The sequence below is a fragment of the Wolbachia endosymbiont (group A) of Colletes cunicularius genome, from assembly GCF_964264715.1.
GTDB lineage: Bacteria > Pseudomonadota > Alphaproteobacteria > Rickettsiales > Anaplasmataceae > Wolbachia.
In genome coordinates this window covers 1,236,820-1,259,513 of the sequence record NZ_OZ183471.1, presented here as the reverse complement: position 1 = coordinate 1,259,513, position 22,694 = coordinate 1,236,820, and the positions used below count along the sequence as shown (strand labels likewise).

At 36.1% G+C, this 22,694-nt stretch carries 21 protein-coding genes and 3 pseudogenes; 14 read left to right on the top strand and 10 right to left on the bottom strand.

From position 1 onward, the window contains the following. Positions 1–452 precede the first annotated feature (452 nt). Positions 453–1,919 (top strand): IS4 family transposase, encoded by a 1,467-nt coding sequence (locus ACFELZ_RS07450; protein ID WP_375316680.1) that lies wholly within the window; start codon positions 453–455, stop codon positions 1,917–1,919. 80 nt (positions 1,920–1,999) lie between these two features. Here ACFELZ_RS07450 and ACFELZ_RS07445 read toward each other — a convergent pair whose 3' ends face one another. After that, complete coding sequence (locus tag ACFELZ_RS07445; protein WP_375315786.1) at positions 2,000–2,860, bottom strand: IS982 family transposase; 861 nt, start codon at positions 2,858–2,860, stop codon at positions 2,000–2,002. Between the two features lie 87 nt (positions 2,861–2,947). Here ACFELZ_RS07445 and ACFELZ_RS07440 point away from each other — a divergent pair. Next, positions 2,948–3,070, top strand: a pseudogene (locus ACFELZ_RS07440) (IS982 family transposase); the annotation flags it as partial. Positions 3,071–3,145: 75 nt separating this feature from the next. Here the strand turns inward: ACFELZ_RS07440 and ACFELZ_RS07435 are convergent. The 4 genes from ACFELZ_RS07435 to ACFELZ_RS07420 form a co-directional block, all read right to left on the bottom strand. Continuing rightward, a complete protein-coding gene (locus tag ACFELZ_RS07435) occupies positions 3,146–4,348 on the bottom strand; it encodes a PD-(D/E)XK nuclease domain-containing protein (protein ID WP_375316057.1) in 1,203 nt (400 codons plus the stop codon). Positions 4,349–4,459: 111 nt separating this feature from the next. Then, a complete protein-coding gene (locus tag ACFELZ_RS07430) occupies positions 4,460–4,843 on the bottom strand; it encodes a transposase (protein ID WP_375316619.1) in 384 nt (127 codons plus the stop codon). A gap of 17 nt (positions 4,844–4,860) precedes the next feature. Beyond that, positions 4,861–5,025, bottom strand: coding sequence for a hypothetical protein (locus tag ACFELZ_RS07425; RefSeq protein ID WP_375315781.1), 165 nt, complete (start codon positions 5,023–5,025; stop codon positions 4,861–4,863). Between the two features lie 3 nt (positions 5,026–5,028). Further along, positions 5,029–5,226 carry a transposase gene (locus ACFELZ_RS07420; protein WP_375315805.1) on the bottom strand — a complete coding sequence of 66 codons (198 nt, stop codon included), beginning with the start codon at positions 5,224–5,226 and terminating at the stop codon, positions 5,029–5,031. A 125-nt stretch (positions 5,227–5,351) separates the two neighbouring features. Here ACFELZ_RS07420 and ACFELZ_RS07415 point away from each other — a divergent pair. From ACFELZ_RS07415 to ACFELZ_RS07375, 9 genes and pseudogenes are all read left to right on the top strand, one after another. Then, a protein-coding gene (locus ACFELZ_RS07415; protein ID WP_375316056.1) for an IS5 family transposase occupies positions 5,352–6,118 on the top strand; the annotation gives its coding sequence in 2 pieces (ribosomal slippage) (positions 5,352–5,646 and positions 5,646–6,118; 768 coding nt in all). A gap of 92 nt (positions 6,119–6,210) precedes the next feature. Then, positions 6,211–6,519 (top strand): ankyrin repeat domain-containing protein, encoded by a 309-nt coding sequence (locus tag ACFELZ_RS07410; RefSeq protein WP_375316055.1) that lies wholly within the window; start codon positions 6,211–6,213, stop codon positions 6,517–6,519. A 60-nt stretch (positions 6,520–6,579) separates the two neighbouring features. Then, entirely contained in the window at positions 6,580–7,197 is a 618-nt protein-coding gene (locus ACFELZ_RS07405; protein ID WP_375316054.1) for a hypothetical protein, read from the top strand. 159 nt (positions 7,198–7,356) lie between these two features. Next, complete coding sequence (locus ACFELZ_RS07400; protein WP_375316053.1) at positions 7,357–7,668, top strand: hypothetical protein; 312 nt, start codon at positions 7,357–7,359, stop codon at positions 7,666–7,668. Between the two features lie 580 nt (positions 7,669–8,248). Next, a complete protein-coding gene (locus ACFELZ_RS07395; protein ID WP_375316052.1) occupies positions 8,249–9,715 on the top strand; it encodes an SHOCT domain-containing protein in 1,467 nt (488 codons plus the stop codon). 209 nt (positions 9,716–9,924) lie between these two features. Then, positions 9,925–10,110, top strand: a complete 186-nt coding sequence (locus ACFELZ_RS07390) for a hypothetical protein (RefSeq protein WP_375316051.1) — start codon at positions 9,925–9,927, stop codon at positions 10,108–10,110. Positions 10,111–10,152: 42 nt separating this feature from the next. Next, on the top strand, positions 10,153–11,646 hold the full coding sequence (locus tag ACFELZ_RS07385) for a hypothetical protein (protein WP_375316050.1): 1,494 nt from the start codon (positions 10,153–10,155) through the stop codon (positions 11,644–11,646). Between the two features lie 92 nt (positions 11,647–11,738). Continuing rightward, complete coding sequence (locus tag ACFELZ_RS07380; protein ID WP_375316049.1) at positions 11,739–13,526, top strand: hypothetical protein; 1,788 nt, start codon at positions 11,739–11,741, stop codon at positions 13,524–13,526. A gap of 153 nt (positions 13,527–13,679) precedes the next feature. Continuing rightward, a pseudogene (locus ACFELZ_RS07375) lies at positions 13,680–14,542 on the top strand (IS982 family transposase). 36 nt (positions 14,543–14,578) lie between these two features. On the opposite strand, the pseudogene terL reads toward ACFELZ_RS07375, so the two are convergent. Continuing rightward, a pseudogene (terL, locus tag ACFELZ_RS07370) lies at positions 14,579–15,917 on the bottom strand (phage terminase large subunit); the annotation flags it as partial. A 386-nt stretch (positions 15,918–16,303) separates the two neighbouring features. On the opposite strand from terL, the gene ACFELZ_RS07365 reads away from it, so the two are divergent. Continuing rightward, positions 16,304–16,702 carry a hypothetical protein gene (locus tag ACFELZ_RS07365; protein ID WP_375316048.1) on the top strand — a complete coding sequence of 133 codons (399 nt, stop codon included), beginning with the start codon at positions 16,304–16,306 and terminating at the stop codon, positions 16,700–16,702. A 100-nt stretch (positions 16,703–16,802) separates the two neighbouring features. Further along, entirely contained in the window at positions 16,803–17,090 is a 288-nt protein-coding gene (locus ACFELZ_RS07360) for a hypothetical protein (RefSeq protein ID WP_375316047.1), read from the top strand. A 47-nt stretch (positions 17,091–17,137) separates the two neighbouring features. Here the strand turns inward: ACFELZ_RS07360 and ACFELZ_RS07355 are convergent, their stop codons facing one another. The 4 genes from ACFELZ_RS07355 to ACFELZ_RS07340 all read right to left on the bottom strand — a co-directional run bounded on the left by ACFELZ_RS07355 (position 17,138) and on the right by ACFELZ_RS07340 (position 20,803). After that, positions 17,138–18,622 (bottom strand): DegQ family serine endoprotease, encoded by a 1,485-nt coding sequence (locus ACFELZ_RS07355; RefSeq protein ID WP_375316046.1) that lies wholly within the window; start codon positions 18,620–18,622, stop codon positions 17,138–17,140. Positions 18,623–18,625: 3 nt separating this feature from the next. Then, positions 18,626–19,498: a protease modulator HflC gene (gene hflC / locus ACFELZ_RS07350; protein WP_375316045.1), complete on the bottom strand. Its 873-nt coding sequence runs from the start codon at positions 19,496–19,498 to the stop codon at positions 18,626–18,628. Between the two features lie 2 nt (positions 19,499–19,500). After that, positions 19,501–20,535 (bottom strand): FtsH protease activity modulator HflK, encoded by a 1,035-nt coding sequence (hflK, locus tag ACFELZ_RS07345; RefSeq protein WP_375316044.1) that lies wholly within the window; start codon positions 20,533–20,535, stop codon positions 19,501–19,503. Positions 20,536–20,617: 82 nt separating this feature from the next. Then, positions 20,618–20,803: a hypothetical protein gene (locus ACFELZ_RS07340; protein WP_264329162.1), complete on the bottom strand. Its 186-nt coding sequence runs from the start codon at positions 20,801–20,803 to the stop codon at positions 20,618–20,620. A gap of 185 nt (positions 20,804–20,988) precedes the next feature. On the opposite strand from ACFELZ_RS07340, the gene ACFELZ_RS07335 reads away from it, so the two are divergent. After that, entirely contained in the window at positions 20,989–22,470 is a 1,482-nt protein-coding gene (locus ACFELZ_RS07335) for a hypothetical protein (RefSeq protein WP_375316043.1), read from the top strand. The last annotated feature ends 224 nt before the right edge of the window (positions 22,471–22,694 follow it).

Sequence of the window (22,694 nt, the reverse complement as noted above, 5' to 3'; positions counted from 1 at the left end):
GTTTTTTATGTTTTAAACGCTTGACAAGCGAGATTAAGCTGCTTTTAATTGCAACTAACCTACGCTGCAAATGTTTAAGAAGTTTACCAAGCAGAAAAAAAGACAAAGAATCCCCGAGTTAGCTAGTCTTTTACTATCTTTGTCGAGTATTGGCATTTTTTGATGTCTTGTAACGCTTTGTAAGCGCGTTCAGCTTATTTAGATAAAAACCTAGATGTAGATGAAGTTTTGTAAAGACATACAGTATCTATATACTGCAAAAAATTGAACATAAGACGCCGATACATTAAGTAATCCTTACCTTTTAATCTGCAGATTGGCAAAAGCAAATACAATAGCTTCACTGTCATGATAAGCTTACTATTACCCATAAATCTAAAAGGAGAAAAAGCTGCTATCTTACTAATTCAACTTTCTATTATAAATAGATCTATGGTCTAAAAATGGAATATATGATGAAAAGAACTATAAATACCTCAACTGGCGAATGGGCAGAAAGTGAATTTGGAATTGTTAATTTTGGTGATATAAGATTAAGTAAAAGGCTTCTAAAAATAGTTAATAGTTTTGCTGAATCGCCTGAGTGTTCAATAAATCAAGCTTGTGAAGATTGGCATCAAAGTAAAGCAGCTTATAGATTTTTCCAAAAAGATGCCATTTCTGAAAGAAAGATATTAGACAGTCATATAATTAAAAATATTGAAAGAGCTAAAGAATACTCAACTATCTTAGCTATCCAGGACACGAGTTATATTTCATATAAAAATCATAAAAAGACCGAAGGATTAGGGATTATAGCAGCAAGATTAACATCTAAAACAACTAATTTTAAAACCCATGGATTAGTGATGCATACAACGTTTGCAGTTACAACAGAAGGACTACCTATAGGATTATTGGATCAAAAAATTAGTACTAGACCTCCCTTAGCTGAAGACCTAAAGGAGTTGAAAAGAAGAAGCCATAATACTGCTCTTCCCATAGAAGAGAAAGAAAGCATACGGTGGATAGCATCACTTAAAGACTCTACTAAACATCCTGGATTAAAGGATGTTAAGGTAGTTACCGTTTGTGATAGAGAAGCAGATATTTATGATTTATTTGAAGTTGCTTCCACTAATCAATCTCTTTTTGTAGTAAGAGGAAATCAAAACAGAACAGTAAACAAGAAGTCGACTTATTCTGAAAAAGGTGGTGAAAGATTGTGGGATTTGATGAATCGCATGTCTTGCCAAGGAGAAATACAAGTGAGTATTCCTGCTTGCGATAACAAACCTCAAAGAACAACAGTTTTAGAAGTAAAGTTTAGTAACTTTGTGATGAATGCATCAAAAAACAACGCTAGACGTAAAACGCAAAAACTTCCTAATTTAAATTTAAATGCTGTCTATGTTATAGAAAAATATCCCCCATTTGGCGAAGAGCCCATGAACTGGATTTTGTTAACAAATATAAATATTAATAATTTTGAAGAAGCAGTAGAAAAAATACAATGGTATTGCTTAAGATGGAGAATAGAGGTTTTTCATAAAATTTTGAAATCCGGTCTTAAAGTTGAAGAATGTAGGCTCCAAACAGCAGATAGATTGATCCGCTTTCTTACAATTATGAGTATAATTGCATGGAGAATATTTTTTATCACATTGGTAGCTAGAACAAATCCGAATCTTTCTTGCACTGTCATACTGACTGATGACGAATGGAAGGTTTTATATACCAAAATGCTTAAGACAAAAAACTATCCTGAGACTCCACCACCTATAAGAGAAATTGTGAGGTGGGTGGCCAAGTTAGGAGGGTTTTTAGCTCGCAAAAATGACTTAGAACCAGGCCCTATAGCTTTGTGGAAGGGATGGAAACGTCTCTTTGATTTAGCAGAAGGATGGAGACTTGCTCATTCATTCTATACTTGTGGGTAATAGTAAGCGCTAACACGTAGCGGGATGAAGGTTGTCAGGCTAGTACCTTCCACTGTCATCCCAGTAACGCGAATTCTGGATTAAGGAAGGAAGAAAGTATAGGAAATAGAAGGCTTTGTGGATTTGATGGAATAGGAAATGAGAGTAGAAAAGATATGAACCAAAAAATTAACAGGGGATCTATGGCGAGTGTGTTCAATTTCTAGTCTATTTTTTAGGTAACCAAAAACAGTCTCAATGATAGACCTTTTTCTCAGTAAAATCTTCTCATTTAACGAAATCAATGTATTTTTCATACCTTTTTTCACCTTGGTAACAAGTTTCAAACCTCGGTCAAACAGCTTCTGAAAAAGCTCTTTTGCAATATAACCTTTGTCACCAAACAAAAGACCGATTAATTTTTCCGTCAGATTTGGCACAGGTATCCTATCATCAACATTGCCTTTTGTTAGCGTAAGTGCATGAATTTCAACATTTTCATTGATTACCATATGTAATTTGAAACCAAAAAACCAGCCGTAAGTGCTCTTGCTTAATTTTGCAATTCCAGCAAAAACTTTGTTTTTGGATATTCTTTTTGCATGACAAACTGCAATGGGAGTTGTGTCTATATATGAAATTCCAGTGTTTTCTGACTGTCCACAAAGCCAATGCAACAACATTGCTAAATGCCACAAAACCCTAGGCTTTAGAGCAACAAACCTGGTATATGAAGGTAACTTTGGAAACTCTGATTTGTAGAGCAACGTTAGGTAATGTAGATAGAAAGTTTTACACGGAGATTGTTGATATAGCAGGATTATTGTCATGATTTCGGAGTGCTCAATTTCCGTTGTTCTTGTGGGGTTTTTACCATTTGGCAGTAGTTTATCTGCAAAATTTTTCTCTATATCTCTGCAAAAATCATCGACCAAACAAAACAGTTTTGTTATATCTTCCATGGGTAACCTCATCTATTTTTTTATCACTGCTGAGTTTACCCTGTTTTCTTGCCTTTTCTATTCTCCTTTAATCCATAATTCACGTTAGAAATTGAACACACTCGCCATAGATCCCCTGTTAATTTTTTGGTTCATATCTTTTCTACTCTCATTTTCTATTCCATCAAATCCAAAAAGCCTTCTATTTCCTATACTTTCTTCCTTCCTTAATCCAGAATTCGCGTTATTAGTTGGATTTTTTTCCAATCCTGTAACTAGGCTGCCAACGTTAATATTTCCTATCTCTCAAAACTCACCCTGATATTTACTCTTAGAATTAATATTAGAGACTTCTTCTATATTTATATCCTGATAGTAAGACTTGTTTTTGTCCCCTTCTACTTCAAAACTACTTAGTGCTTCTCCTGTTCTTATTTTCACATCGATCTTAACTGCAGAATCAATTCCCAGTTTATCAATTGAAGGAATTCTATTATTATCAAAAATATTGCCTTGCTTTTGACTGCTTCTAGTTCTGCCATGAGGATCAACCTCAGGTTTTTTTTGTGTATGTTCAATTATATTTAATATTACTGCTTTATTTTGGTTGAATAATACAAATGTAGTAGCTTCTTCTCCTATGCTCTTATCTTTACCCTCATAAATAAAAATACGTTTATTGAACCCATCTGCTTTTGCAGCTACCTGCCCAAATATTACTTTACTTAAATAATGCTGGTCATGGCTTGGAATTAAATGATACAAATTTTTTAGTTCACCTTTTAAAGTATTCTTCATTTTGAGCTTTCCCATCTCTTCCAATAACTGTCGCAAGAAGTTTTGTGATTGAAAAATCTCATCTTGCTCTACTTGTAAAGCATCACTTTGAGCAGGATTTACCCCCACTATTACAGCATCTTTTGCTCTGGTCCTCACACTTAAATTATATAAGTAACCCTTATCTTTTATTTGTTTTATAGCTTCAGAGGCAGTGTGATCTTTTGCTTTAAATTCAACAACTACCGGAATAGGTTTGGGATTTATTCTGCCGTTTGCATCTTTTGTGTGTGACATAAGTATTAAATCCGCACGTCCATTACCTGCAGTACGTTCAACGTAACAGTTAAGACCATAGCGATATTTAAAATTTAATGCTAAAGCACCATAGAAGAACCCATGATATGCCGCTTCTGAGTTGCTTAGTGAAAACTCCTTTTCGCTGTTCTTATATACATCATTAAGCTCTTTAAAAATTTTTGTTGTACTACGTTTTACTTGTTCTACTTTTTTATGAGAAAGTTTTCTAAATAAACCTCCAAGATCTACAGCATTATCTGCACTAACCTCTTGAAATTCGCCAGTCCGGCCTGGAGAAGGCACTGCTGTTTTAAATTTTTCTTTTACTCCATCTGTCTGCCATTTATATAACCTGAATGATTCATTGCCTGGTTCTCCTTCAGTACGAATACGAAACACATGTTCATCTACATCTATATCAGAAATACCCAATTTCCCCGTTATTTCCTCAAGTTCACCATCACTATAACGATATTCATCCTCTGGATTTTTATAGCCTTTAATTTTATCATTTGCAAAAACTCTAAGAGCCTGTCTTCAAACTCAAGAATGAGCTAATTTGTGAAGCATAATAGTGATCATATTAAAGAAGATGTTGTTTTTTGAAGTGAGAGGAGAATGCTCATAATCCTTACTCATACGTCTAAAATTGGAGAGCCAAGCAAAGGTTCTCTCAACAATCCAACGTTTGGGAATAACCTGAAATCCTGTATCAACTATTTTCTTGGTAATCGTCAATAAACATCCAGTTTCCAATAAGCAGAGGTTTTGCAATTTACCTGTGTATCCTTGATCAGCAAAAAACTTATGTAATGTTGGAGCTTTGCATTTGGCTTGAACAAAAAGATTTAGTGCACCATCACGATCCTGAATGCTTGCACTTTGTACTTCAGCAGCAATTACAAGACCTACAGTATCTACAACGATGTGGCGCTTTCTACCCTTTACTTTCTTGCCAGCATCATATCCTCTGGATCCCCTTTTTGAGTAGTTTTTACTGATTGGCTATCTATTATTCCCACTGATGGAGTTTCATTCTTACCAATTATCTCTCTTACTTTTTTAACTAGAAAATCATGAATCTCTTGCCATATTCCACTTTTTTTCAATCGCTAATTACAACTATACACTGTTTTCCATGGTGGAAAATCTTTAGGCAGTTGTCTCCATTGACATCCTGTTCTCATCATATAGCGGATTGCGTTAATAATTGTTCTAATACTATGTTTTCTTGGTCTACCGGTCTTTTTAGGTTCAAAATATAGCTCTATTATCTTCCATTCTTTGTCACTTATATCGCTTGGGTACATTTAAAATATATCTTATAACACACTTCTTAACTCCTTTCTACTTAGTTTGAAGACAGGCTCTTAGAGCCTGTACATGATCTCAAGAAAGGAATAAACTAAGAGATAGTATATATAAATGAGGATATATGAGGAGAGTATACCCAAGTGACATAAGTCGGGAAAGATTTGAGATTATTTTACCGGATCTAGAGTCCTGTAGAAAAAAAACAAAACCAAGAAAACTGGATTTGTATGATGTATTTTGTGGAGTATTATACGTTCTGAAAAGCGGTTGTCAGTGGAGAATGCTACCAAAAGAGTTTCCAAAATGGCGCAATTGTTACGACTATTTTAAAAAATCGAGTGAAAAACCAAACGGAAGTAAAGAAAGTATTTTGGAGCGTGTGTTAAAAAAAAATAGTTGGCGTAGTCAGACAAAATAATGGTCGGAAACAGCTTCTGCATAATTGATGCACAGAGTGTAAAAAATGCAGATACTGCTGAAGAAAAAGGCTATGATGCAGGCAAAAAGATTTTAGGTATAAAACGTCATATTGCAGTAGATACGCAAGGTTTGCCACATGCAATTTATATAACAACAGCAGAGATAACTGACCGTAGCAGTGCTGTGAGAATGGTCGAAAATGCCAAAGAAAACCTCTCGGGAGTAAAAAATGTACTGGTCGATGCAGGCTATACGGGAGAGAATTTTGCAACTCAAATAAAAACGATTATTGGTGCAACCGTTGAAGTAATAAAACGAAGTGAACTACATACCTTTGTTGTATTGCCAAAGAGATGGGTCGTTGAACGCTCTTTTGCTTGGTTGGAAAAGTGTAGGCGGTTGTGGAAAAACTGCGAGCGAAAGCTCAACACTAGCTTACAAATGGTTGTTCTAGCTTTTACTCCTTAAAAGATTATGAACAGGTTCTTAGAACTGAAGAAGGAAAGGTGCATTTTTTTATTGACTTACCTATGTATTATGGTAATCACTAATGTAATTGTATGACAAATATATATTGGCTTCTAGAAGGAGGAGCTGATCCAAATTTACCAAACCAAGCTGGAAAAACTCTGTCATATTACTTAGATGAAAAATTATTTAACATTTTAAATGAGTTAGCAAGCAATAGCAATCTATTAGATGATTCCAATAGTATTCAATATATAAGGTTTCTTCTAGGAACAGGAGCTAATCCAAATGTACAAAACCAAGCTGGAAAAACTCTGTTACATTACGTTGCTGAACGTAACGATACTGACGGTATAGGATTTCTTTTAAAAGCAGGAGCTAATCCAAGTATGCAAGATTAAAGTGGAAAGACTCCATTTGAATATGTTACTGAACGTAACTGCCTTCAAGCTATTAAGGATTTGGGTTATGATTTAGATGATTCTCATGAAAATGAAGGGAATCCGGCAACACCTGATGGTTCGGTAGATGATTGTTCAAATAGCTCTGGTGATGATAGTCAGATAGAGTCTGTTAAATTGAGTGATTGTAACACAGAAGAAGATTCAAACTGTAGTTCAAGTGATAATCTTTGTAATGATGATAAAAATGACAATGAAAAAGATGATAAAGAAACTGTAACAAATTTAATACTTGAAGAAATAAAAGGTGTTCTTAGTGATCGTGTGAAACCACGCGATGGAACCAAAGAGTATATAGGGAGGGTTAATGATATTACCGACCAAGACGATGAAGATAAAGATGAAGCTTTAGACATCATAGAAAGCATCACTAGTAATTTATTGTTAGAAGGTGGGAAAGCAAAAGAAGAATTTTTCTCCAGCGGTAGCGATACTGAGCTAGCACAAAATTATAGATCTGATTATATACGTAATCCCGGTGAGAAATGTGGAGAAATTGAAAACAAGCTAATAAGTATAGCATATGAAGATATTGTAGGCAGAGATGGACAAGCTCAAAAGGGGAAGCTAGAGGCAGTGAAGATAGATAATCAATTTTTTTATATGAAATATTCATAAGATAGTATTATTGAACCTGCGAAAATCTTAAACCATGAAAAAGCTAAAGAGTTAAATTTAAAAGTCGGCATACTTCAAATTGGGGAGAGTATAGTAAGAGTTGAAGATACAAAAGATGGAAAAAGAAATTATGTGGATATATTGAAAGGTAGAATTCAAATGTCTTTTACCACTGAGGTAGGAGAGATTAGTATTTATCTAAGTCCTAGTAAGGAAGGTGGTAATAAAATAGAAGTAGAAATTGATGATGAGAGCAAAGCAAGACTTAACAAGTTAAAAGCTGAGAAGAAAAGTTTAGGAGAAAACTGTCTTTTGGGAGGAAAAAGTGTTCTGGAAGCTATAGAAGATAAAGGTTTTAAGAAAAATGGCAATGTACCTACAGAGTCAATCGAGACTATTAAGGATGTTCCATTTACTGATTTTACGCAAGCTTGTTCGCAGCAAATTAACACAAGTGTTAAAGGCAGATAGTGATTATTGAAGTTGTGCCACACAATAATAAGCTCACTCAAAATTGTTCCGATTTAGGCAGGGTTGTTTTGCCGCACCAAGCGGTATGGCTTTGAGTATGAGATTTTAATCTTTCCGGAAGCTCGCCACAGTGGATAGTACAGTATTTACAATGGGTGTGCTTTCAGGGTCAGGCCCAACCCTACTTAAGTGGCTAAGATATATCTAACGTAGCTTTATCTTTGCTCTCTGACAGTCTTTGTTGATACTCGTTTATCAGCCTTTCAGGCTCGTTCAATACACTCTGAATACAATATGTTGCAAATATTATGCCAGAGAGTATAATAAAACCTATATCAAATACTTTACAAGAAAAAGTGGTGGTAGAGGCAAAAGTGAACATTAATAAGAAGGAAAGCGCATGCTAGAGCTTGAAAAAGCAGCAAGAATAAAAAATATTATTGAAAGGTTAAATGGCGTATGATATAGTATGTATAGTGTAAAGATATAAATAATTTTATTGACATCTTTACATTAATAGTTCTTAAATGTTTAGTACTGTAGAATTAAATTATTAAGTTTTATAAAGGGAGTAAAAATAGTGGAAAGCTTTTCAGATAGTAATAAAGACACTAATTTTATTGAGGTGACAAAAATAATGGAAAATTTTTCAGATAATAACAAAAACGGTAGCTCAATCTTCCAAGGAAAAATCAGGGAGCAAGATTTCTCTGCAGAGCAAAAGCTAAACGAGCTAAAAGCAGCCATAGAGGAGCTTGACAGACAAGATTTGCTCAGAAGAACCGAGTGTGAGCGTCAGGCCTCTAGTTGTGTCAATGAAATGTCATCTCAAGCAGAGCTACATATCGGAGGAGGAGATGATGAGGATTACTTCAATGGTGAAAGAGAAAGAGTACTCGGAGATTTCTGGAGTTTCTTTGAACCTCTCTTCAACCTTTTTGAAGTAAATGTAAGTCCGCAAGACTACCAAATGCTCAAGGAGAAGAAAGAGAAAAACTGGCTTGCTGCGATAATTAAGTTTTTGCGTGACAAGCTTAAGGAGTTAATCAAGAAGATCTTCACAAATAATTTAGATTTGAGTTGGGACAAGAGGTTGGACAAAGAGATAAAAGAATTGAAGGAGAAATTAGACAGTGGTGAGTTATCAGAAGAAGAGTTTGCAAGGGTGCTCGAACGTCTACAATTTTTGCAGGATCTGAAACTCAAGTTACAGATGGCCGTTACCGGATGGATTATTACAATGTTTGCAGAGATGTTTGGAGTTGAGCTGGCAGCTATAGTAGAGGCATCTAAAGGAGAAACAGCTAAAGCAGAAGATAAAAAAGCAGAAAAAACATCATTAGAAGCAATTAAAGAAGTTCATGAAGAAGTAGAAATAAAGGTAGATGAAAGAGAAAAACCTAAAGTGCCAGTTTTCCTTTTTGACGTTTCACCTGGATTTGTAAGGCCGGTTGTTCTGAGCAAACCAGAACTTGAAATTGTGTCAGATCCTTTGAAACATCTATTGCGTTTTACTGAGCTTGAAAGAAAATATCATGAAAATTCACAAAAACCAGAAAAAGTGAATGAAGGGAAAAAAGCGAAGCCGAAGGTAGCTGTGTGTCCACCTGCTCCAAAGCCTGCAACGAATACGACGGAGCAGGGGAGAAAAAAGGTTTATGGATGCGATAGTGATTGGGAAAAAATGATAAAGCAAGATAACAATAATACCTGTCAAGCTTCAAGCCAATTTGCTAAGAATAACAAAGATGCTTCAGACACCCAAGGCGCTGTTCTTAACAGCCAACCTATCCCAAAGCCTATTTCTAACAAAGGAACTTCAGGGCAACCTAACGGAAGAGCTCCAGGAGAATCTGTTCAGAAATCTGCAACAAAGCAATCCATTAAAAGTTCTGTTGCTGATTGTGGATTTGATTTTAACATAGGTACTTGGAATGGTGCTGAGCATGAAGGTTCTGTAAGTAATGCTCAACCACCAAAAGGATTGACTAATGATGTAAAAGTTGAGAAATGTGTAGAAGGTCAGTCAGCAGGGAAGGTACTATAACGTTAGATTACAGTGATTTCTTTTTTGTCATGTGATCTAGGGTTCCAGTACTGGGATGACAAGAAAGGGTAGCGCGTGACGCTAGAATCTAGAAAACTGAATTTTATGAAAAAGAGTGAATAAAATTTTAAAAAAAATATGAAAAAGTGCTTGCACTTAATTTTATTTTTAGTATATTAATTACATAATGTTTTTACTTGGGAGTCAATATGCATAGTGGTAATGATAAAAAAGGTTTTGATGCTGAAGAGTGGAAACGTGAGAATACAGCACCAGGTGGTGGTATAGTGCAGGGAGCAAAAGGAATGAGGTATGATGACCATAGTAACGCAGCCAGAAGAGTAGAAGAAAGGAAACGTCAGTCTAAGCAGTCTGGTAGTTCTATGAACCGTTAAGTTAAAGGGTAATTGTCGTAATTTAAAAGTAGGGAGGGTGGTATGCCTAATACAGAAATAGTAAGAGCTTTGGTTAGTGCTTTTAATGTACATAATTATGCTCGTAATACAGTTAAAACTAATTTTAAGCTGCAAAGCAGGGGCGGGGAGGAATGTATCGTAGTTTCATTTGATAAAGGTATGGAAAGGTATCAGTGTGAAAAATATCTGGGCAGTATAAAAGGGAAGATAATACGTGAATTCTACGGCATTGAGGAAAGTAATGATGCAGAAATATTGGATACAGCTAAGCTAATTTTTGATGTTAATTCTTTTCCGTTTGAAAACTATGAAGATGTTGAATCTTTTTCATTTAAGAACTATAAAGGAGATTGGCTCGTAGATGAACAAGGTAGGATTGAGTTTGTAACACCTGTAGATCAGGGCGTAATTTTTAATTTGAAGTCTCACTTGGGTTCTTCACTTGAAAAGGATGTTCTAGAAGATATGCGGGTTAGCAGCACAACTGTACCATTTAACAAGAGAAAATATTTGTGTCATTCTAAATTTCCTGATAAAGAATCACGTAACCAATTTGAGCGTGAGTTTTTATCAAGGATGGAGAATAGGTATGGGTATAGGAGTGTTTTTAAGAAGCCCCTGAAGGTTGAAGGCAATAGTGTATATATCAAGGACGTTTTTGATGACGCTCGTTTTATTGATAGTGTAACACGGTATAAGGCATGGCTTGTAGGTATGTATCTTGGAGTTGACAGTAGTGCTAATCATAAAGTGAAGTTATTTAAAGATATGATAGTAGAATCTATTGGTCAATTGACAGGAGTGACAATATATGGCTTTGTATGTGCTTCCCCTTTAGATAGAGAAGAGGCCTCAGTTCTTATATCTCTTGTATTAGATAGCGGAAGAAGGCGGGTATTGACAAACGAAGAAGCTCTTAAACTAAATTATGCATTTAATTATGCTGTATTTAATGATCTTTATGGTAGAATTCAGGGAGAATTATCAATAGATGGAAGGAATGGGATATATGGCATAGACTTTTCTGATAAAGAAATTTCTCACTGTATGATAACTAAAATCATAGAAAGCTCTGTAATCAACAAAGACCATGAACTGTCCATTGACCCTGAGCTTCATTTTCGAGCATTGTCGCCTGCACAGTCGCCATTCAATTCTCCTACACATGCAGGACCGAGTGGACTAAGAACACCGCCTAGACAAAGGCAAGAAGACAGAGATAGCGGTTATGACAGTAATTCGCCTCCAAAACCTAAGGATTCTGGTTCTTCACGTGGTGTTCCAGGGCCATTGACTGAACTGTCAGATATGGAATGGGAGTCTCCCACGCGGAGTCAGGATGGAGCATTAGAGGGGTCTCCCAGGCAAGGATCAGAAAAGCCGCTGCTGCATAATCCTGTAAATTTAGCTGGAACGAGTGGAGAACTCCCGCCACGGTCACATCTGAGTTATACTACAGTTAGTTATGATGTTTCAGGGCCATCTTCATCATTGCAATCTGATTGCAATCTGTAGGTGCTGCTCAAAATGTGCCGGCAGGGACTAGTGCTCGGGCTCAGCAACCGAACCGTTGGTCATTACCGCCTCCAAGTGCAGGATTATGGTCGTTGCCACAGAGTAGACCTTCATCATGGAAAAATGCTAATCCAGTAGAGGCTAACCTTTGGGCTCAGCCAATGAGCCCTGGGTCATCACAAAGCAGTAATGTTATAACTCCTTCAATTTATTACGGAATACCGAGGAGGCCAATTCTACTTACGACAGAGAATGATCCAAAATCCTCAAGTCCTGAGTTTTCTGCACGTTCTCCAGGTGTTGAAGATGTGAAGAGCATTTTTAGTGTGGAACCTGAAAAACAGCAAGTTACTGATAAAGGCGTACAAGGGGCTTGTGGTGGATCTCCGAAGAAACCTAATTTTTGGAGGGAGGCATGGAGTAGGCTCTCAGGTAAAAAGTCCAAAGAGAGTTCTCCTGTAAGTTCTCCAGATGGTGATGGTAGTATCCCAGGGACGAATTTTCCTACAAATAGTGGTACTGCACAGCAATTTGTAGATGCTGGTAAAAGTGAACTTAGTGTTAAGCCTGAGTACCGTAAGACTCCTTCTAGAGATAGTGGTTTGGGGCTATCGCCAAAACTTAGGGGTTCTGCTATGCATGGAAGTGTGCAAGCAAGCACTAGTCCTCGGGCTCAGAAACGTTGTTCATCACCGGCTCCAAGTGGTGATGTTCCAAGATCAAGGCCACAGCCACAGGTGAGTTCTTTTGTTAGTGAACCTTCATCATCGAAAGGTGCTAATGAAGGTATGTTAGCAGAGATGAATGCTTTGTTTCCTTGGCTAGGCACGCAATCGCCACAGTCACCACAACTTATTGAATCAGTACCTAGTTGTTCATTTCGGCAAGAACCTTCACAGGTGTTTATGGTCAATGAATCTTTGTCATCTGGATGGAAAATTAGTAATGAGCTTCCGCCCTCGAATAAACTTAATGATAAAGAAAAAGAGTTGTTTGAAAAATTGCTTTATACATTGAACTTAACGAATTATACTTTCGGTGGTGTTTATACTAACTTTTTTGCAAAAGATGGGAAAATTGTTAGTTTACTCCATGATAATGTTGATAGAGAGAAATATTTTCAGGCGGTAGAAGATTATATAATAGAAAAGTATTTTGGAGATAAGAAAGAAGCAGGAAAAGTCTGTGATCTAAATGAGTTTCCATTTAAACTTTCTGATTCTTATTATGAAGACAGACAAGGAAAAACAGTTGTTGCTAATATAAGTGGTGGTGCTGTATCTAATTTAAAAATCCTTTTTAGTCAGAAGTTTAAGAAAGACGTAGATGCTATCGACATTAGTGTCGTCAAAGAGGTAGAGAAACATGAAAAGGACGAATGGGTAGAGCGCCAGGTATCTGAGGGCTGTTCTCTTCAAGAAGTATGTATTAGTTGTTTTCCTGATGAAGGGGTAATGAAACAAATTCCAATTGCATTTGAAGGAGGTAAATACGTGCTTGACCGTATTCGTGACACTTGTGAAGTACGATCATTGTGGAAAGAGAAATCACGGCTTGCTAAAGGTACATCAAAAGTTGGAAAGACGAAGCCCGAAGATAATAAAGACAGCGGTTACTCTTCCGGGTGCGTAACTGATGCTGAAAAGGTAAGCTCCAATGATGAGTCTATGGATTATCAAGCATCGTCACATGTGCAGCAGCAAAATCCTTGGTCTGAAGATGAAGGTAATTCAAGGGAATCTTCGAGAAGCGGAAGCAGTAATTCATCGTCAAAACGTGCTCTAGAATTAAGTGTGGAAAATTTGAGAATATCCACAAAACTGAATGCTACTAAGACCGAGCAGCAGCTCTCTCTCACGAAAAAACTTAGAAGCAATTGATCTAATCCACTGCTCTCAGCCACCTAAGTGTTTTATTAGGGTTGAGGCCAAAGTCTCTGACCCTGAAAACGTGAATTCTGGATTAAAGGAGAATAGAAGAGGCAAGAAAACAGGGTAAACTCAGCAGTGATAAAAAAATAGATGAGGTTACCCATGGAAGGTATAACAAAACTGTTTTGTTTGGTCGATGATTTTTGCAGAGATATAGAGAAAAATTTTGCAGATAAACTACTGCCAAATGGTAAAAACCCCACAAGAACAACGGAAATTGAGCACTCCGAAATCATGACAATAATCCTGCTATATCAACAATCTCCGTGTAAAACTTTCTATCTACATTACCTAACGTTGCTCTACAAATCAGAGTTTCCAAAGTTACCTTCATATACCAGGTTTGTTGCTCTAAAGCCTAGGGTTTTGTGGCATTTAGCAATGTTGTTGCATTGGCTTTGTGGACAGTCAGAAAACACTGGAATTTCATATATAGACACAACTCCCATTGCAGTTTGTCATGCAAAAAGAATATCCAAAAACAAAGTTTTTGCTGGAATTGCAAAATTAAGCAAGAGCACTTACGGCTGGTTTTTTGGTTTCAAATTACATATGGTAATCAATGAAAATGTTGAAATTCATGCACTTACGCTAACAAAAGGCAATGTTGATGATAGGATACCTGTGCCAAATCTGACGGAAAAATTAATCGGTCTTTTGTTTGGTGACAAAGGTTATATTGCAAAAGAGCTTTTTCAGAAGCTGTTTGACCGAGGTTTGAAACTTGTTACCAAGGTGAAAAAAGGTATGAAAAATACATTGATTTCGTTAAATGAGAAGATTTTACTGAGAAAAAGGTCTATCATTGAGACTGTTTTTGGTTACCTAAAAAATAGACTAGAAATTGAACACACTCGCCATAGATCCCCTGTTAATTTTTTGGTTCATATCTTTTCTACTCTCATTTTTTCTATTCCATCAAATCCACAAAGCCTTCTATTTCCTATACTTTCTTCCTTCCTTAATCCAGAATTCGCGTTGAAAGCACTGGTGTTAATTTTTCTTGTCCATTGCAGATATTGCACCGTACTATCCACTGTGGCGAGCTTCTGGGAACATTAAAATCTCATACTCAAAATCATTGAGCCATACCGCTTGCTGTGGCAGAAAAACCCTGCCAGACTCTATAATTGGAACAATTTGATAAAATCGAGTGAGTTTGTCATTGTGTGGCACTATTTCAATAATCGGTAGATCGCTATTTGCCTTTAGCTCTTGTGTTAATTGCTGACCACTTGTTTTTGCTTCAATCAAAATTGCGTGTGGCGTCCATCTTGCAGCTAGTGACAGAACTTGCTCTTTAAGCTTTGGGTACTCAAGCTTTGCTCGATATACATCAAGTAAATAGAATTTATTATCTATTTTTGCCCAGGTGGTGCAGACACTAAAGTCGCTGGAATCTTTTGTTGAAACTGCAGTATCCCAGCTTTGAGTTACATGTGAGAGATTATCAGGGAAATTTTTATAGCGCTTTAGCCACTCTCGTTTAATTATACCGCTTGAAAGCGGCAGGGGATTTTGTTGATATTGAGCAGCAAAAGCGTAACTCCCAAGTTCAACTTTTATCATCTCAACTTCTTCTCTTCCTCCCTCCAGGGGATATAATAACTCATTTTCTTCTCTTGAATATAAACCTTTTTCTTGTGTCGTAATTGAGTCGATTATCTCCACTTTTTCAGAAATCATTGGCAAACAAATGTGATGCCATATGTTTTTTGGCTTGGATAAGAGGTGCCCGGTTAGGTCTTCCAGGTGCAGCCTGTGCATAACAAGCACAATTACTCCTTTTTTTCTATCGTTGAGCCTCGTTACCAAAGTCTGATCGAACCAATTTGTGGCACGCTTTCTAAACGTTTCACTCAAAGCTTGAGCAGGGTTAAGCGGATCATCCACGATGATGAAATCTCCACCTTCACCGGTTAACGTCCCTCCAACTGATGTTGCGATTCTGTATCCTCTCTGAACTGTTTGGAATTTATATTTAGTGTTCTGGTCTTTGGATAATTTTACCTCTGGAAACAGCTCTTTATACCAATCAGATTGCATTATGCACCTGGTGTCAAGCGAGTGCTTTTCGCTAAGCAACTTAGAGTAACTTGCAACTATTATTCTTGCAGTTGGCTGATTTCCCAGTATCCATGCGGGCCACGCAACGCTTATGCACATGGACTTCATTGAACGCGGAGGCATATTGAATATTATGCGCCTTACTTCGCCAGCATTCGCTGCTTTCAGCCTGTCTTCTATGACTTTTATGTACTGATAATCATTATACTTACATCCCGGCACCACCGTTTGAAAGCATAACTCAATGAATTTTTGAAAGTTGATTTTGTTCATAAATTTGACTTTTTGGAAAGTTTTATGTATTATGAAATTGATGTAGTGAGAATTAAGATATGAAAGAAACAAAAGAAATTAAAATACAAACTAAGGAAGAGTTTGTAGAAACTTGAAACGGGATAAAAATCCAGACAATAACGCTCCCTGGTAAAAATATAGATGAAAATAATAATCAGAATCAGAATGCAAAACATTTAGTATACTTTATTGGTGGAAATAGGGCGTTAAAATCTAGCAAAGATTATACCCAAAACTGGGATTGGGCTACAGATCAAGGAATTACTGTACATCTTTTTAATTATCCTGGACTTGGCTTAAGTAAAAACAACTCATTGATACGTAGCAATAGAGTTAAATCTGGTATAGCAGCTGTAACTAACTTATTGGAAAAAGGTATAAAACCAGATGATATCATATTGTTTGGAGACTGCCTGGGTGGACATGTAGCTGCAGAGGTTCATAAAAATTTTAAAGATAAGGATATACATTTGAGATGTATCGTTAGCAATGCTGCTAGTTCACTCAAACAAGCGTCTCTTTATTATTTTTGGTTCATAGCGAAATTAAAAATTTTTCTTGCTCCGATAATCAAATTAGTACTAAAGATTTTTGGTTGCCATTGGAAAACACACAAAATTATCAATGCAATTACTCCTTACATGATGTACTTCAATCGAGAGGGAGACAAGACGATTAAACAACCAGCGCAGCTTGCGACAAAAATAGAAAGAATAGAGCAAAACGGTAGAGGGAAAGATTACCAAAAAAAAAGAAATCTTTAAAGATTTTGAGGAATATGAAGAATTTTTCAAGCAACATACAATATTAAGAAGGAATGATGAATGTATTGATCCTAAAAAAGCTGATAAAGATGTACACAAATTGCCAATTACATGTTTAAAATCTTCCAATGAAGTTGGTTACACTTTTCCTGAGTTGATTCGTTTATATATTCAAAGGACAGATGAATATTTTGCTAAACATGGTTCACTAAATGATGAGAAGAAAGTTGAAGAGTTTAGAAGAAGTAAATTTTATGAAGATTTTTCTGGCTGTACAAATTCAGAGGACTTCTTGCATAACCACGCTCACCCTTCGGGGTTATTCCAGCGCGTGACGCTGGAATCTAGAAAAAAAGAAGATAGATCCCAGTGTCAAGCACTGGGGTGACAGGAAGTAACGCAAAATGTTGCCTTACAGAATAATCTGCAAGCCAGCTATTTCTTTAACTTTATTGAAGTAAAAAACTGATTTCCATTGCGGTAAATGAGCAACATTATTGAATCTTTACCGTTTTTCTTTACTGCTGAATCAACTTGTTTTTGAAAATCATTAGTATTTTCTATATCGGTTCCATCTAATTGGATAATAATGTCTCCTTTTTTAATACCACGCAGCGTGGCATTACTGTTACTATCTACATTAGTAACTATCACACCTTTTGTAGGATTACTTTCTTTTGATTCTTTTGGCAGGTTTGAAACAGTTAAACCAGTTATGTAATCGGATGTTGATTTATTTTCTTCTTGATTATTACCTTGACCATCATTTGCAGATTCTTCAATCACAACCTTAATATTGACCTCTTTGCCCTTTCTAAGTAACTTAATTTGTACTTTTTTTCCAGGTTCAGTTCTTGAAACCATTTGAGGCAGTTGTGTCATTCTATCAATTTTTTTATCATCAAATTTTAATAATATGTCACCCACCTTAATTCCACCTTTTTCTGCAGGGCTATCCTTTACTATACTTGCAACCAGTGCACCTTTTGTATCTTTTAAACCCAAAGACTCAGCAAATTCTTTCGTTATAGGCTGAACTTGCACACCAAGCCAACCATGTTTTATTTTTTTGCCACTTTTTAATGTGTCAATGATTGACATAGCTAAATTAGATGGTATAGCAAAGCCTATACCCACGTTACCGCCAGACTCAGATGGGGAATAGATAGCGGTGTTAATGCCTATAACTTTTCCATTTAAATCAAATAATGGCCCTCCAGAGTTGCCTCTATTAATTGCAGCATCAGTTTGAATAAATTCATTCATAGTGCCGATACTAATGTCTCTGGACCTTGCAGATATAATTCCTGTGCTTACAGAGCTACCCAAACCAAATGGGTTACCTATTGCAATAACTGTATCGCCAACCCTTGCTGTATCAGAATTACCAAATGCAACAAAAGGAAGATCTTTATTAGAATGAACCTTAAGCACAGCAAGATCAGTTCTTGCATCATAGCCTAAAACTTCTGCTTTGAAATAAGTATTATCGTTCATAGTAACTGTGATATCTTGGGCGTTTTTAATAACGTGATAATTGGTTACTATAGTTCCACCTTTATCTATAATAAACCCAGAACCAAGCAACACCACCTCTCTGTTAACACTAGGGCCCCTATCCATAAAAAACTGATCAAAATGCTCAAAAAATTCTCTAAAATCATCAAAGAAATTGTTTCTTGGCATAAAAGGGATTTTAGTTCTATTGTTACTTTCTTGTTTGATTATTTGTTCGCTTGAAATATTTACAACCGCAGGAATGAGTTCTTCCACTAAATCGGCAAGTCCTTGATTACAGTTACATGCAGTAGTGCTAGCATCAACGACCTTTTTTGCATCCCAATCAAACATATTAGCGTATGAAGAAAACGCAATTAGAAAATATGCAAATATAGATAAAATAAATGCCTTACTTTTCATAAATTATTTCCATCCTTTGTTTAAAATATCTAAAAAGTTATTGTTTGGTGAAAGTACAAATTTAGTATTATTTTCGGCAAATGATTTACTGTAAGCGCTCATAGAGCGATAAAAGTTAAAAAACTCTTCATCAACCTTAAATGCCTCATTATAAATTCTAGTTGCTTCAGCATAACCACGGCCCCTTATTTCATATGATTCTTTTACTGCACTAGAGATAATTTCCCTTTTTAATTTATCAGCTTTTGATCTAATTTCCTGCCCAGCTTGCTCTCCTTCTGCTCTGATTTCTTTTGCTTCTTTTTCCCTTTCAGTTTGCATACGGCGAAATATTGCAGAACTATTTTCTTCTGGTAAATCTGCTCTCTTAATTCTTACGTCTATTATTTCTATGCCAAATTTTTCAGCTTCAGAATAAACTCCACGCTGAATCAATTGCATAACCTCTGATCTTTTTTCGTTCAACAAACTAATCAACGAAAATCTGCCTATATTTTCTCTTATGTGTGCTTCTATAACCGGATACAATCTTCTAACCAGCCCTGATTCATTCCTCACAGCCTGGTAAAAAGTAACAGGATTTGTTATTTTATATTTTGCATACGCATCTACTATAATACGTTTTTGATCCGCTGTTATCACTTCCCTTGGGATCTTATCAGGACTTAAATCTAAAACTCTTTTATCAAGAAACTCTACACTATTTATGAATGGCAACTTAAAATATAAGCCACTTTCCCTAACATCTCTTACAACTTTACCGAGTTGTATAACTATCGCTTGCTTTGTTTCTTGCACAACAAATATTGAATTAAATAAAACAATCAATAAAACAACAAATACAGAAACAAAAACAATTTTAATATTACTACCCATGGTTATTTCCCTAAATTTGTAAGAGGTAAATAAGAAAACATACCTTTCAGATCATCAGTTACAACAACTTTGTCTACCTTACTGAAAATATTTTCCATAGTTTCAAGATAAATACGATTCTTAACGAGAGAAGGATTCTGTCTATATTCCTCGTAAAGAGATAAAAAGCGATTTGCATTACCTTTTGCTTCATTTATTACTTCATTCTCATATGCCTCTGCATCTAATTTTATCTTTATCGCTTCACCCTTTGCTCGAGGTATAATACCATTATTATAAGCATATGCTTCGTTTATAGTACGCTCTTTGTCTGCACGAGCACTTTGTACATCTCTAAACGAACTGATTACTTTTTCTGGTGGATCAATTTTTTTCATTTGAACAGATAAAATCTCTATGCCCATTTGGTATCCATCAAGAATCTGCTGCAATAGAATTCTAGTATCTCTAGAAATTTCTGGTCTGCCTTGACCAAGTGCAAAAGAGATCGTGTTTTTACCTATTATTTCTCTCATGGCACTTTCAGCAGCATTTTTAACACTGAAACCGGGTTTGCAATCCCGCACTTTGAATAAATAGTCCTTAGCATCTCTAACGCGCCACTGAACCTCGAAGTTAACGTTGACTATATTTTCATCTCCAGTTAGCATCACACCTTCACCGCGATCTGTGTCTCGCCCATAAGAATTACTTACCCCAATTTCTTCACGATTTACTTCCTTAACATTCACTTTAAAAACCTTGCCAATAGGGTAGGGGAAGTGATAACGCAAACCAGGTGTTTCTGTATTAGAATATTTACCAAAGGTAAGTTCTATACTTTCCTCACTAGGATGGACAATATAAAAGCCAGTGCAAGCATAGAACAGCAAAACAATAAAAATGATGAAATAAGGTTTTTTGCCCCTGTTTCTGGTTAATCCATTCAGAAAGAACCTTACATCAGATACAGCTTTACTTAAAATATCTTCATTATTAGGAGTTTTGTTCCCTACCGGTTTCTTTCCCAAATTCCAAGGATTATTCTCATCAAACATAATGATTGATTCTATAATTAATACGCTAATATTACTTCTTTAATAAGAAAATGCAAACATAAATTGCTATTTTATTTACAAATTAATCATCAGGATGGAAAACATGATCGTACACTTCCTTTTCTCTATGTAGTATGGTCGACTCTATAGAATTTTCTGGCTTTTTTTTGAATTCTTTGTTGTCACTCTTTAAGTGCACTACGTCTTCGTGAAAATGGGAATTATACCTAAATAGTAAAGCTATTATTATTAAAGTTATAACAGCCAAAAAGATGAGTGCCCTTTTTATGCACCTCATAAATACTCCGGCTTCCTGACCTAATTTTCCACACTATCAAAAAACACGTCAAGCAGAATTATTCAAAGACAAATGAACATTAACAGCCAAATTAACACTAACTTAAGAATCGAGGGTGTACAATATAATATATTTAATTAATAGTGAGGTTTAAAATGTCAGCCAGTGAACAAACAAATTCAAGTCCTGTTAAAAAAAATTCTCCTTTCATGGAAACTGTGCAGGATAAACTAAAAGATATAAAAAATTTCTCTAACTGGTCTGCAAAAGAGCAAATAGTTGCAGTAGGTGCAGTAGGTGTGATGGTTGGTGCATTACTTCCATTTGTGGCAGTTGCTTTACCGGTTGCTGCAACAGGTGCAATAGTTGCCCTTACTCTATTTTTTGCTGTGAAAGCAGTTGAATACACATTCAAAGGGCTCAAATGGTCAGCAGAAAAGACAGTTGATGGGGCGAAGTATACTGCCGGGAAAGTTAAGGATGCGTCAGTATATACTGCAGAAAAAGCAAGAGAAGGTTATTATTCAGTAAAAGGAGCTATAAGTTCTGTGGGACGAGCAACAAGAGAGGGAACTGGTGCTACGTTAGGAAAAATGGGGCGCAGTTTAAGTAATTTAAGTGAAAGTATGTCTAGTTTTGACGCCATCCCATATTCAATAGGTAACGAAGGTCAAACTGTTGTTTTGAAAACAGAAGAAAAAATAAGGAATTTCAATAGTGTAAAGGAGATGTTTATTAAGGAAGTTCTTGAAGACAAAGCCGTGAATAACTCTGCTTTAACTAAGGAAATATTTTCTAAGTTGGGAGAAAAAATATTAGAGAAAGCTTATTCTGTTGGTAGTCCACAAGGTGCCAAAAAGGACCAGTTGATCAATCAGTTGAAACAGCAAGTAGATTTTGTCAATAAATTAGACGCTAAGAAGTTGCAAAATTTGTTATCTAAAGATGATAACAGTCTCTATGAAATTTTCTCTGAACATCATGATGAAATTAAGAGGATTATTGGAGAATGTAAAACAGAGCACGGGATTTCCAATGGTCTGGAGAAACCTAATAAAGTAGCAAGAAAGTATGGTATCAGAAAAGGTGCAACGCAATCTATTGAAAACAGCTTGTCAAAAAGCAGTTCACTAGATTCTGTAAGGACTGACAGTACTATTAGCAGCGAAGCGGAATTGTTAAATCCTGCGAAGCATAAAGAAGTGAAAACAACTGCTCCATTTAAAGTGCCATTATGGTTGGGGGGTAAAAAAGCACCAGAAGAAACTACTAATGTTAAATATCAAGTTCTTTCTGAATCAGACACGTTGTCTAGACAAGTAGGAAAGAGCACTTTTTGCGTTGATACTCCTATTCCCATTGAAAATACTGGTAAAACTGCAACAGTAGGAGGAAGACTTTCTGGTAAGCAGCCTATTCCAGTTACTCCACCAAAGGTATCAAGAAGCTCTTCTACTGATAGTGGAATGGGTTCTGGTTCTTCTACGCCAAAAAGTCCTTCTCTAGAAGACTTAAGTAAAGCTCGTGCAGAACTGAAAAAAACAGGTTATCTGGACAAACTGGTGGAACAGCCTTCTACGTATAAGTCTGAAGTTTGCATTGAACTAAAGCAGCTAAGAGTTACATCTGGTAAGTAGCATAAACAAAACCACTCACTTTCTCCAAAGGATGTTACTCAATGAGTAACATCCTTTTTTGTTTTTGACTATAGTCGACTTAAATTTACAATTAGAGTTTTTACATTATCCTCTGTCATCTCAATACCCTCTCTTGTCATCCCAGTGCGTGACACTGGGATCTAGCCATTTCACGCAATCCCATCGAAAACGCTGTGTTTTAAAAAATGTTAGCCACTTTCATG

Bases quoted from the DNA above. Each gene is read 5' to 3' on its own strand.
- ACFELZ_RS07450 (WP_375316680.1), top strand. From the start codon at position 453: ATGATGAAAAGAACTATAAATACCTCAACTGGCGAATGGGCAGAAAGT.
- ACFELZ_RS07445 (WP_375315786.1), bottom strand. From the start codon at position 2,860: ATGGAAGATATAACAAAACTGTTTTGTTTGGTCGATGATTTTTGCAGA.
- ACFELZ_RS07420 (WP_375315805.1), bottom strand. From the start codon at position 5,226: ATGTACCCAAGCGATATAAGTGACAAAGAATGGAAGATAATAGAGCTA.
- ACFELZ_RS07410 (WP_375316055.1), top strand. From the start codon at position 6,211: ATGACAAATATATATTGGCTTCTAGAAGGAGGAGCTGATCCAAATTTA.
- ACFELZ_RS07400 (WP_375316053.1), top strand. From the start codon at position 7,357: ATGTCTTTTACCACTGAGGTAGGAGAGATTAGTATTTATCTAAGTCCT.
- ACFELZ_RS07390 (WP_375316051.1), top strand. From the start codon at position 9,925: ATGCATAGTGGTAATGATAAAAAAGGTTTTGATGCTGAAGAGTGGAAA.
- ACFELZ_RS07385 (WP_375316050.1), top strand. From the start codon at position 10,153: ATGCCTAATACAGAAATAGTAAGAGCTTTGGTTAGTGCTTTTAATGTA.
- ACFELZ_RS07355 (WP_375316046.1), bottom strand. From the start codon at position 18,622: ATGAAAAGTAAGGCATTTATTTTATCTATATTTGCATATTTTCTAATT.
- hflC (WP_375316045.1), bottom strand. From the start codon at position 19,498: ATGGGTAGTAATATTAAAATTGTTTTTGTTTCTGTATTTGTTGTTTTA.
- hflK (WP_375316044.1), bottom strand. From the start codon at position 20,535: ATGTTTGATGAGAATAATCCTTGGAATTTGGGAAAGAAACCGGTAGGG.
- ACFELZ_RS07335 (WP_375316043.1), top strand. From the start codon at position 20,989: ATGTCAGCCAGTGAACAAACAAATTCAAGTCCTGTTAAAAAAAATTCT.